The organism is Virgibacillus alimentarius (assembly GCF_017874635.1).
Taxonomy (GTDB): domain Bacteria; phylum Bacillota; class Bacilli; order Bacillales; family Amphibacillaceae; genus Virgibacillus_B; species Virgibacillus_B alimentarius.
Map to the genome: position 1 here is coordinate 14,363 of NZ_JAGIKX010000019.1, position 11,532 is coordinate 25,894.

Below are 11,532 nucleotides of genomic sequence, written 5' to 3' on the forward strand. Positions count from 1 at the left end.
TTTGTCGAATATAAATTTCAAAAATACATCCAAGGAGGAATTTTAAAATGAAACAATTAGAAGGAGCATTTCCAGTATTAATTACACCGATGACACAGGATTTTGAAGTGGACTATGAGGGACTGAAGAAAAATATTGAATACTTTATCGATGTAGGTGTAGCAGGTATTGCAGTGAATGGCAGTACGGGAGAATTTGTCAGTTTAACAAAGGAAGAGCGCTATAAAGTAGCTGAAGTAGCGGTTGAACAAGTAAATGGGAGAATACCGGTTGTAGTAGGAACTGCTGCTGAAACAACACAAGATGCCATTGAATATACGAAACAAGCAGAAGCTGTTGGTGCGGATGCTGCCCTAATCATCAATTCGTATTACGCACATCCAAAAGATGAAGAGATATATGAACATTTTAAAGCAGTTGCTAATGCTGTAACGTTTCCGATCATGCTGTACAATAACCCATTTACGTCAGGGATTAATATTGGAACAGAAACGATCTTAGATGTTGCCCGCGAGGTTGAAAACATCACGCATATTAAAGAATCGAGCGGTGATATTAGTAAAGTTCGCGATATTACTAGACAAGGAAAAGGATTTCTTAAAACATTTTGCGGTGCAGATGATTTAGCTTTAGAGTCGTTTTTAGTTGGGGCAACTGGCTGGATTTCTGTCGCAGCAAATATAGCACCACGTTTAGCAACAGATCTGTATAACAGTGTAAAGGAAAATAAGATCGATAAGGCATGGGAGTTATATGATAAAATCCTTCCATTATGCAACTTGCTTGAGGGGGAAGGAAAGCCTGTTCAAATTGTAAAAAGAGCAATGGAACTGCAAGGTCTTGCAGGTGGTCCATCACGTAAACCGAGACTTCCATTAACGGAAGCAGAAGAGGCGAAACTTCAGGGGATTTTAAGCAGTTTAGAAACCATTCAACAATAGCACCTTCAGTTTCTACGACTGCATGAAAGAAGTTCAATAGGAAAAGAGCCTTCTTAGCGTAGTCTATTTAATCGGTTAAGAAGGTTACTGTTCATAGATTGACAGAGGATGAAATTAAATTAAGGAGGTTTTTTCATTGGCAACAAAAGAAATTGTTTTAAAGCCAAAAGTAAAGGAATTTTTGCAAGATGTGAAAGGTCTTTATATTAACGGAGAATATGTACAGTCTATCAGTGGGAAAACATTCGATGTTCTTGACCCGGCAACGGAGGGAGTCATTGCAAGGGTGAGCGAAGCACAAGAGGAAGATATAGATGTCGCGGTTGCTGCTGCAAAAGATGCATTTGAGCATGGAGAATGGACAAAAATGGAAGCAGCTGAACGCTCACACCTCATCTATAAGTTTGCTGATTTGCTCGATGAAAACAGAGAAGAGCTTGCCCAGCTTGAGGCGATGGATAACGGCAAGCCGTACGAGGTAGCACTTGCAGATGATGTGGACGGAACCGTTCAGCATTTCCGGTACTATGCTGGATGGGCAACAAAAATCACAGGAAAAACGGTAAATGTATCTCCTGATTATTTTAATTATATTGTGCATGAGCCTGTTGGTGTGGTTGGTCAGGTCATTCCATGGAACTTCCCGCTTGCAATGGCCAGTTGGAAACTTGGTTCTGCTTTAGCGGTAGGTTGTACGGTTGTCATTAAACCAGCTAGTGAGACGCCATTGTCTTTACTTTATGCAGCAAAATTATTTAAGGAAGCTGGCTTCCCGGACGGGGTTGTTAATATTGTTCCTGGTTCAGGCAGTGTGGCAGGAGAGTCGATTATCACACATAAAGATATCGCAAAAGTTGCTTTTACGGGATCAACGGCTGTTGGAAAAGGTGTGATGAAGAAAGCAGCGGATGATATTAAAGATGTGACACTAGAGCTCGGAGGAAAATCCCCAAGCATTATTTTAGAAGATGCAAATCTCGAAGAAGCCATTGAAGGTTCTTTTAACGGGACAATGTATAACCATGGTCAAAACTGTAGTGCATGTACGCGTGTATTTGTTCATCGCAAGCATTACGACCGTGTTGTTGAAGAACTTGCAGAACGTGCAAAAGCAATGAAACTAGGACCAGGAATGAATCCTGAGACAGAAATGGGACCACTTGTTTCAGCGAAACAACAGCAAACGGTGCTTGATTATATTGACAAAGGAAAGGAAGAAGGCGCACGTTTGGTCGCTGGCGGAAAAAAAGCATTTGACAAAGGTTACTTCGTAGAGCCAACAATCTTTGCTGATGTCGAGGATGACATGACCATTGCAAGAGAAGAAATTTTTGGCCCAGTTATGTCGGTATTCGTTTTTGATGATGTAGAAGAGGTAATTGAGCGGGCAAACGATAGTGAATATGGTTTAGCAGCCAGTGTATGGACAGAAAACATTCGAACAGGCCATTATATTGCAGGTAAATTGCAAGCGGGTACTGTATGGGTGAACGACTTCGGCTTGGAGCTTGAAACAATGCCATTTGGCGGATATAAAAAGTCCGGTGTCGGAAGAGAAATGGGCGGAGAATACGGCCTAGCTAACTATACCGAGGTTAAAAGTGTATTAGTAAAAGTAAAGTAAACGAGAAGGGAGGCAGCCCCCATGTGAACGATTCGCATGGGGGCTGCCTCCTTTTTTTAGTTGAACTAATTATTTACGTCTTAAAGGTAGAAAAATGGTTGCCAGTGTAAAAGAAGCCAAAACACCATATTTTGCACGCTTTATCAAATCGTAAAAACTTTTTTATTCAAATTTGTAATGGGATTCATTATAAAATATAATAGATTTAACTTTAATACATATGGTATTTGTCGTATATGTTTGGTTTAATAGAGGGGAGATGGGTTTTGAAAGCGTTATCATATTGATTTTACAGGGGGGAAGCTGACATATATACACTTCCACGGAATAAACATCAGACAAGAATTTAATTTGAAGGAGGAAAAGCATGGAAGAGCGACAGACGCTAAAAAAGACACTTAAGCCGCATTGGGTCTGGGCGATTGCTTTAGGTTCTGCGATTGGATGGGGAGCATTTGTCCAGCCGACAACGTGGATGGCTGATGCAGGTCCCTTAGGAGTGATTATTGGTTTTAGTATTGGTGCATTATTAATGATGCTGATTGCTGTAAGTTATGGTTTTCTCATTAAAAGTTTTCCGGTTTCGGGAGGGGAGTTTGCCTATGCGTATATTAGTTTGGGCAGGACACACGCCTTCATTAGTGGATGGTTTTTAGCCCTGGGATATATCTGTATTGTGGCACTCAATGCCTCTGCATTTGCGCTCATGATTAAATTTGTTTTCCCCGCTGTGATTGAAAATCTCCATCTTTATACCATTGCAGGTTGGGATGTTTACGGAATGGAAATCATTATTGCATCTGCTGCACTGGGGATCTTCGGTTATTTCAACACAAAAGGAACAGGGCTGTCTGGTCAAATCCAGTTCATTTTCGCCTGCGTGATGGTTGTGGGTGTTATTGCATTAACCTTTATGGTAGGAGGACAACCGGGAGCAGGTTTATCCAATATCCATCCTTCTTTTCCTACTAATACAACAGCATTTGCTGCAATTATTTCTATTGTTGCTATTGCACCGTGGGCCTATGTTGGCTTTGATGCCGTCCCGCAGGCCGCTGAGGAGTTTGATTTTCCAGCTAAAAAGGCATTTACTTTGATTATTTTAGCTTTACTATTTGCTGCTATTTTATACAGTTTGATGATTATTGCAACGTCTATGACAGGACCGTGGCAAGATCTAGTAGCTGAAAATCATATCTGGGGGACAGGATTTGCAATCCAGGATGTAGTGGGAACGATGGGACTAATTATTTTGGTAACAGCACTTACGATGGGAGTCTTCACTGGTTTAAACGGATTTATCCTTGCGACAAGCCGTCTATTGTTTGCGATGTCACGCGCTAAAATTTTACCGTCTGCTTTTTCTAGATTGCATCCGAAGCATGAGACACCTTACATTGCTGTTATTTTTACAGTAGTTGTATCGATGCTAGCTCCATGGTTCGGGCGTGAGGCGTTAACGTGGGTTGTTGATATGTCGTCGATCGGAGTATCCATTGCCTATTTATATACATGTTTTACAGCTTTCAAATTATTCAAATGGTCAAAGGATAAAGATCTCATTCCTTCTAAACATGAGGTTTCGCCATTTAAAAAGACATATTCCGGGATTGGCGTTATCGCAAGTTTGATCTTTATTTGTCTCTTACTAATACCTGGATCGCCTGCATTTCTTGGCATCGAATCTAGAATCGCATTAGGTCTGTGGATATTGCTTGGAATTATTTTTTACTTTGCAAAAAGAAAAGAATTCAACCGCATACCAAAGGAAGAATTGAATTATCTTATTCTAGGAGATAAAGAGATCAAGCCGAAAAGAGATGAATAGAATCATAGAAAAAATAACAAACAGCTGCATGCACTTTCAGAAGCAGCTGTTTGTTGCTTATTCTTTGTCTCCGCCTAAACCTTCGGCGATCACATCAATGTTATATTCTAAGTAGCTAAGATACGTATCAGCACCTTCTCCGCCAATTTCATCAGAATAAATCGGATCTTCAAAGTTTGGAACCCCTGATTCATTAGAAACTGTTTCCATAGGGCGAGGGTCAACGTTAGATTCTGTGAAAACAACAGGTGCTTCATTTTCTTCTAAAAATTCAACGAGGCTTGTAATTTGTTCTGTGGATCCATTTTCGTCTGTATCAATTTCCCAAATCCAGCCTTCTTTTAAACCATAGTGTGATGTCATGTATTGGAATGCGCGTTCACTTGTTACAAAAACACGGTTTTCTTCCGGAATTTCATTGATTCTTTCCTCGTATTCCTTATCAATTTCTTTTAATTGTTTAAGATATTCTTCCGCACTCTTTTCATATTCCTCTTTGTTGTCAGGATCTACCTCCACAAAAGCATCACGTAAAGCTTCCGTCATTTTGATCCCTACACCAGGGTCAATAAATGCGTGTGGGTTAATTTCTTCTTCATGTTCGCTATCTCCCCCACCAATATACATAGGCTCCACATCTTCTGTTAAAAGATAAGCATTTTCTTCATCCTGTCCGGTAGAATCAAGCATTTTGAAGAACCAACCCTTTTCTCCACCTTCTAGATTCAAACCGTTATAAAATAATACATCTGCATCTGTTGCTGCTTTAATATCATCTGGCGTTGGCTCATATTCATGTGGATCTGTTCCAGTTGGCACAAGGTTCGTAACTTCAACGTTATCTCCGCCTACTTCCTTTGCCATGTCTTCAATAATTGTAAACGATGTAACAACTTTAAGCTTACCATCGCCACCTTCTCCTGATGCCTTGTCGTCACTTCCGCATGCTGCAAGGAAAAATGCTGCCATACTTAGCATGGCAATACCAACAATAAACTTTCTCATTTTTTCTATTCCTCCTATTCATCTTATATCTATTTCTATTATCCACTAATGGTCTGGCGCTGCTTAATTTTTCGAAGCGCCCGCCAAAGCACACCTTGTTTTGGTGAAAGTAATAATGTTGCCACAAAAATTGCTGTTGTCGCTAGAGCAATGACAGGACCGGTTGGCATATTGTAAATAAAACTAATGTATATACCACTGACTGCCGATATTGCCCCAAAAAATGCTGCAAGGGCAATCATCGTTGATAACCGGTTTGTTAATAAGTAGGCAGTCGCTGCCGGTGTAATCAGCATGGAAACAACCAGGATAACACCAACAGTCTGCAAGGATGCTACCGTAACGAGGGTCAAAAGCACCATGATAGCATAATGAATCACTTTTGTTTTCAGACCGTAAGCAGCAGCCATCGTTTCGTCAAAACTGGAAACTAGTAATTCTTTATAAAATAGTAAAATAGCCAGAAGCACGATCGCCCCTATGATAATGGTTAGCCACATATCAGATGATCGAACAGATAACACATTACCAAATAAAATCTGTTGTAAGTCTGTTGCACTTTGTGCTTTGGTAATCAAAATGACACCCAGAGCAAAAGCGGCTGAAAAAACAATTCCAATCGAGGAATCATTTTTAACACGGCTGTTTTCACTAATATAACCAATGCCAAGAGCTGTTAATATACCTGTGAGCACAGCTCCATAAAAGTAATTGATTCCCACCATGTAGGAAATGGCGACACCTGGTAAGACAGCGTGTGAAAGAGCGTCTCCCATCAAGGCCATACCACGCAAGACTATGAAAGAACCGATTACACCACAAATAATTCCTACGACGGTTGAGGTGATAAGCGCTTTTTGTAAAAACTCATAATTTATCATATCTTGGAAGAAATCCATTTAAACACCTACCCCCATACCAGACATTACAGAAAATGGAGTTTGATAGGCTTGTTGCAGTATATCTGCTTTAAATACCTCATTTACTGGTCCGGCGCCAATTAAGTTTTTATTAATTAAAATCAATTCATCAAAATAATCCTCGACTTTTCCTAAATCATGATGGACGACAAAGATTGTTTTGCCTTCCTCTTTTAAGTCTTTCAAGATATTAATGATGACATTTTCACTTGATACATCAATCCCTACAAATGGTTCATCCAGAAAAAAATAATCCGCTTGTTGCGCCAGCGCCCGGGCTAAAAAAACACGTTGTTGCTGACCACCGGATAGCTCACCGATCTGGTTATGAGCAAAATCTTCCATCCCTACTTTTTCCAGGCATTGTAATGCCCATGCTTTATCTGCCTTTTTAGGGCGACGGAATAACCCGAGTTTTGGATAGGTGCCAAGCAATACCGTATCCTTCACAATGATAGGGAAATCCCAATCGATGTTGGACCGTTGCGGCACGTAAGCAATTTTTTTTCGAACAGCTTCAACTGATTGACCAATAAAGGATACATTCCCCGCATCTCGAGGAGTCAGTCCGAGCACAGCCTTCATCATCGTTGATTTGCCAGCACCGTTTGGACCGATAATCCCGACCAAATTTCCCGGTTCAAATGAAAAGTTAACATCATGAATGACGGACTTTCCATAATAAGACACATGGAGATTTTCCACGTCTATAGTTTGGTTCATCTTTTACCCTCCTAAAAAGTTTGACTTGTACTTTCTTACTTGTATTAGTATATATATGTTTGCCGTATGCAACTTTTGTTATTATATAATACTTTATTGATTAAGTAAACATTTAAACGATATTTTATTTAAACTTTTTTTATATTATGTTTACTTGGCTGTATATGTGCGGGTGCCTGGCACTCCCCGAATTTTGTCGAACAAATGTCAAGCTATTCATTAGATGATAATCCTGTTGTATGCTGCTATTTAATGTAATACTTAAACATTCTAAAATCAGTCATATTTTAGTCACAATTATTAATAGAATCATAGTGAGTGAAAGCGGCATGTAAGAAGAACAGAAAATAGACGGAAGGGTGGATGGAGAATGCAAGGTAATAAAAAGGGCTATGTCTTTATGCTATTCATTATGATTGTATTGGTTTCAGCTTGTTCACAAGAAACGAGTAAGCAAGAAACAAAGGAGATACCAGAAGACCTACCCTCTCTAGAAGATTTGGACCCAAATGATCCGATGACACCTTACGCGAAATATGGGGAAGAGATTTTTAATAAGACAAGTACAGTACTACCTGAAAAAACCGGAAATGAATTGTCTTGTGCAAGCTGTCATGCAGATGGCGGGGCTTCAAGTACGATTTCAATGATTGGGGTAACGACGGAATATCCTGCTTTTCGCCCCCGTGAAGATACCATTTTTACCATTGAAGACCGTATTAATGGATGTATGCTCCGTAGTATGAACGGGGAGGAGCTGGAATTTGAAAGTGAAGAAATGCGCGCTATTTCAGCGTACTTAACCCACCTATCTGAAGGTATACAGCAAGGAGAAGCAGCATGGCTGGGACTTGATAAAATGGAAGAAATTCCAGAACCAGATATTGAAAGAGGCAGTGAATTGTTTGTAGAAAAGAGTTGTATGTCTTGTCATGCAACAGACGGTTCTGGCAAAGGAATGACATCCGGACCACCTTTATGGGGGGATGGTTCCTTTAATGATGGGGCTGGAATGAACCGTTTATCTGATATATCCGGATTTATTAAAGAATATATGCCTAAACATAACCCTGGTTCCTTAACAGATCAAGAGGCTGCTGATTTGGGTGCCTTTATTCTATCGCGTGAACGCCCAGTCTGGGGAGGCCATGATAAAGACTGGTCAGATGGAGGACGTCCTACCGATATCATTACACAGGAACGCCGAGAAAAGATACGTAACGGAACGTTTGATTGGACAGAAATCGATCATATTGTACCTAAGAAAGCGTATGATTATGAAAAATAAGGAGCTTATCAATTTAAATAGAAGGGGATGGGGGAAGGAAATGCTGAAAAAAAAGAGCCTGTGGTTCTATATGTTTGCCTTCATAGTGGTCATTGCAGCTTGTTCTGAAACGACAACAAAAAATGTTGAAGATACGAAATCCGCATCTAATTCTGATCCTTCTTCTGTAAGTGATTTAGATCCAAGTGATCCGATGACACCGTATATTAAGGATGGAGAAAAAATTTTTAATGAAACGGATACGATGTTGCCTGAAAAAGTTGGAAATGAAATGGCTTGTATGAGTTGTCACGCGGATGGCGGCACATCTCAAGGTTCAACGCTTGTCGGTGTGACGGGACAGTATCCGAAATACCAGCCACGTGCAGGTACGGTACAAACCATTGAAGAGCGTATTAACAGTTGCATAGTTCGCAGTATGAACGGGGAAAAACTAGAGTATGACGGGGAGGAAATGCGCTCCATTGTGGCTTATTTGACACATATATCGGATGGTATTGCGGTAGGCTGGGATGTAGAATCCGAGCAGGAAATACAAATAATAGAAGAGATTCCTGAGCCAAGTGTAGAAAATGGGGAAGAACTTTATGAAGAAAAGAATTGTATGTCTTGTCATGCTACTGATGGATCTGGAAAAGGGGTGACGTCCGGACCTGCTTTATGGGGGGCGAAATCTTTTAGCGATGGGGCCAGTTTGAGCCGAATGAAAGTCATGACCAATTATATTAAAAATAATATGCCAGAAGATGATGCCGGATCGCTAACCGATCAGGAGGCAACTGACCTTGCAGCCTTTTTACTGTCCAAAGAGCGACCGGAGTGGGAAGGTCATGAGAACGACTGGCCTGAAGAAGAACGTCCAAACGATGTGATTACAAAAGAAGAACGCAAGAAAATTCAGGAAGGTACATTTGACTGGTCGAAGATGAACCATTGACAGGAAGTGGAACAAAAGCTCCCATGCCAAGGGAGCTTTTGTTATTATCATTACAAATTTTTAACGTCCATTGTACGGATAAAATCAACGAATGCACGCACAATATTTAATTGTAAGGATTCGGTATGGTAGTACATCCATGTTTTGCGAGTAATGGGTTCGCCGGAAGGACTGTGAACGGGTTTGACGTTAAGTTCCGGATATGGATGGACAACCAAATTGGCTAAAATAGCATAACCAAGTTTATTAATTACCATTTCTTTACATGTTTCTACATCATTGACATGAATATTAATGTAAGGATTTTCTTTATAATTGGTAAACCACCAATGATCAATGGTATCCCTCATTCCCGCATCTGTATAATAATCGATTCGGGGCAGGGAGGGGAGATCCTCCCACGCAAATGGCCATGGTGCAGCAATACATATATTTTCTTCATAAAGCAGTTCTTTATGTTCCTGCCATGGATAATTTCCTTTGATGAAACTTAGGTGTACTTCATGATTTAAAAGCTTTCGGTGCATTTCACTGCTCCATCCGGTTACAACCTGACATTCTACATCAGGATGTTTTTGATTAAAAAGATGTAATAGTTTTGGCATTTTATTTAAGGCAAAGAAATTCGAAACACCTACCCGGAGTGTACCAGCGACATGGTCTTTCATATTCATTAACGTTTCTTCTATATTTCTTTGTTCCTTGAGCATATGTTTCGCATGCTGTGCCAGTTTTTGTCCTTCTGGGGTAAAGGTGATCCCTCTTCTTTTCCGGATAATAAGCGAAACACCATAATAATCTTCCATTTTTTTTAAACGGGAAGTTAGTGTTGGCTGTGATAAAAACAGGCTTTGTGCTGCATGTGTGATGTTTTTAGTGGCATATAAAGTAGAGAGCATTTCCCAGTCCTGCAAATTCATTATCATTCCTCCATGCATTCAGCCATAGAAAAAACTGATGGCTAGTTATAAATATTATATACTTTTAAAATCGCTGCGACAAATTTATAATAGAGTTATAGGAAAATAAAGAAATGATAGAAAAATGTGGTCTTTGGCTAGATTTTGAAAAATACCGAGCAGTTTGTTGTCGAATGTTGAAAGGGATTTCAAAGATAACAAGAATGGTATTTTAGACAAAGGAGGAGCAAAATGGAAGCGAAATCTAATTTTGTACCGGGACTTGAAGGAGTTATCGCATCAGAAACTGCAATTTCATTACTAGATACAGAGAAAGAGAAAATTGTGATCAAAGGGTATGATCTGATTGAACTGTCAAAGGAACAGGATTATTTAGATATAGCACATCTTTTACTCGAAGATAAACTTCCTGATCAAAATGAAAAAACGAAACTGGAGGAAAAGCTAAAAGAAAGATATGCGATTCCTACAGAAATTCTGGATATTTTTTCACTTCTTAGGAAACAAATTCACCCGATGGATGGACTTAGAACTGGTTTATCCGCGTTAGCAGGATATGACAATCAGATAGACGACCGCTCGTATGAAGCAGATACGGAACGGGCGTATGACCTTTTGGCAAAAATGCCTGCAATTACAGTGAATAGTTACCGTGCACTCAACGGGAAAGAGATTGTACATCCTCACAAGGACCTCTCGTATAGCGCTAACTTTCTCTATATGATTACAGGAGAGGTACCATCTGAGGAGGACGCTGAGATTTTCGATCGTTCCCTTCTGTTGTATAGTGAACATGAAATGCCAAATTCAACTTTTACATCCAGAGTTATTGCCTCTACTAACGCAGATATGTATGGTGCACTAACAGGCGCAGTTTCTTCCTTAAAAGGTAATTTACATGGCGGTGCAAATGAAGCTGTGATGTATCTATTACAGGAAGCGGAATCTGCAGCTGATTTTGAAGAGATACTGACGAAAAAACTGTATAAAAAAGAAAAAATCATGGGCTTTGGTCACCGTGTTTATATGAAGAAAATGGATCCAAGAGCTGCTGTGATGAAAGAATCATTGAAGGAGCTTTGTGAAAAAGCAGGAGATTACTCACTGCTTGAAAAATGTGAAGCTGGAGAAGAATTGATGAAACAGGAGAAAGGACTTTATCCAAACCTGGATTATTATGCAGCTCCTGTTTACTGGATGCTCGGAATCCCAATCGATCTGTATACACCGATTTTCTTTAGTGCTCGAACTGTAGGTCTGTGTGCACACGTTACAGAACAGCATCAGAATAACCGACTGTTCAGACCTCGTGTTAACTATATAGGGAAACCTTATGCATAAAAACA

At 39.9% G+C, this 11,532-nt stretch carries 10 protein-coding genes; 6 read left to right on the top strand and 4 right to left on the bottom strand.

The genetic code is table 11. The features are described from left to right. The first annotated feature begins 47 nt into the window (after positions 1–47). The 3 genes from dapA to J2Z81_RS10180 all read left to right on the top strand — a co-directional run bounded on the left by dapA (position 48) and on the right by J2Z81_RS10180 (position 4,393). Entirely contained in the window at positions 48–941 is an 894-nt protein-coding gene (gene dapA, locus J2Z81_RS10170) for a 4-hydroxy-tetrahydrodipicolinate synthase (RefSeq protein ID WP_226371273.1), read from the top strand. A gap of 136 nt (positions 942–1,077) precedes the next feature. Further along, positions 1,078–2,565 (top strand): aldehyde dehydrogenase family protein, encoded by a 1,488-nt coding sequence (locus J2Z81_RS10175; protein ID WP_029266336.1) that lies wholly within the window; start codon positions 1,078–1,080, stop codon positions 2,563–2,565. Positions 2,566–2,932: 367 nt separating this feature from the next. Further along, a complete protein-coding gene (locus J2Z81_RS10180) occupies positions 2,933–4,393 on the top strand; it encodes an APC family permease (RefSeq protein WP_226371274.1) in 1,461 nt (486 codons plus the stop codon). Positions 4,394–4,450: 57 nt separating this feature from the next. Here the strand turns inward: J2Z81_RS10180 and J2Z81_RS10185 are convergent, their stop codons facing one another. The 3 genes from J2Z81_RS10185 to J2Z81_RS10195 are packed head-to-tail and all read right to left on the bottom strand — an operon-like array spanning position 4,451 to position 7,041. Next, the gene (locus tag J2Z81_RS10185) at positions 4,451–5,398 is read right to left on the bottom strand and encodes a metal ABC transporter solute-binding protein, Zn/Mn family (RefSeq protein ID WP_029266333.1); all 948 of its coding nucleotides are present in this window, start codon (positions 5,396–5,398) and stop codon (positions 4,451–4,453) included. Between the two features lie 38 nt (positions 5,399–5,436). Further along, positions 5,437–6,297, bottom strand: a complete 861-nt coding sequence (locus J2Z81_RS10190; RefSeq protein ID WP_029266331.1) for a metal ABC transporter permease — start codon at positions 6,295–6,297, stop codon at positions 5,437–5,439. Next, on the bottom strand, positions 6,298–7,041 hold the full coding sequence (locus J2Z81_RS10195) for a metal ABC transporter ATP-binding protein (protein ID WP_029266329.1): 744 nt from the start codon (positions 7,039–7,041) through the stop codon (positions 6,298–6,300). It lies immediately after the preceding gene. A 370-nt stretch (positions 7,042–7,411) separates the two neighbouring features. Here J2Z81_RS10195 and J2Z81_RS10200 point away from each other — a divergent pair, with 370 nt between their 5' ends. Both J2Z81_RS10200 and J2Z81_RS10205 read left to right on the top strand, forming a co-directional pair. Then, entirely contained in the window at positions 7,412–8,329 is a 918-nt protein-coding gene (locus J2Z81_RS10200) for a c-type cytochrome (RefSeq protein ID WP_029266327.1), read from the top strand. A 40-nt stretch (positions 8,330–8,369) separates the two neighbouring features. Further along, the gene (locus tag J2Z81_RS10205; RefSeq protein ID WP_226371275.1) at positions 8,370–9,266 is read left to right on the top strand and encodes a c-type cytochrome; all 897 of its coding nucleotides are present in this window, start codon (positions 8,370–8,372) and stop codon (positions 9,264–9,266) included. A 50-nt stretch (positions 9,267–9,316) separates the two neighbouring features. Here the strand turns inward: J2Z81_RS10205 and J2Z81_RS10210 are convergent, their stop codons facing one another. Next, entirely contained in the window at positions 9,317–10,186 is an 870-nt protein-coding gene (locus J2Z81_RS10210) for a LysR family transcriptional regulator (RefSeq protein WP_029266323.1), read from the bottom strand. Between the two features lie 231 nt (positions 10,187–10,417). Here J2Z81_RS10210 and mmgD point away from each other — a divergent pair, with 231 nt between their 5' ends. Further along, the gene (mmgD, locus tag J2Z81_RS10215; RefSeq protein ID WP_226371276.1) at positions 10,418–11,527 is read left to right on the top strand and encodes a citrate synthase; all 1,110 of its coding nucleotides are present in this window, start codon (positions 10,418–10,420) and stop codon (positions 11,525–11,527) included. Positions 11,528–11,532: the final 5 nt, after the last annotated feature.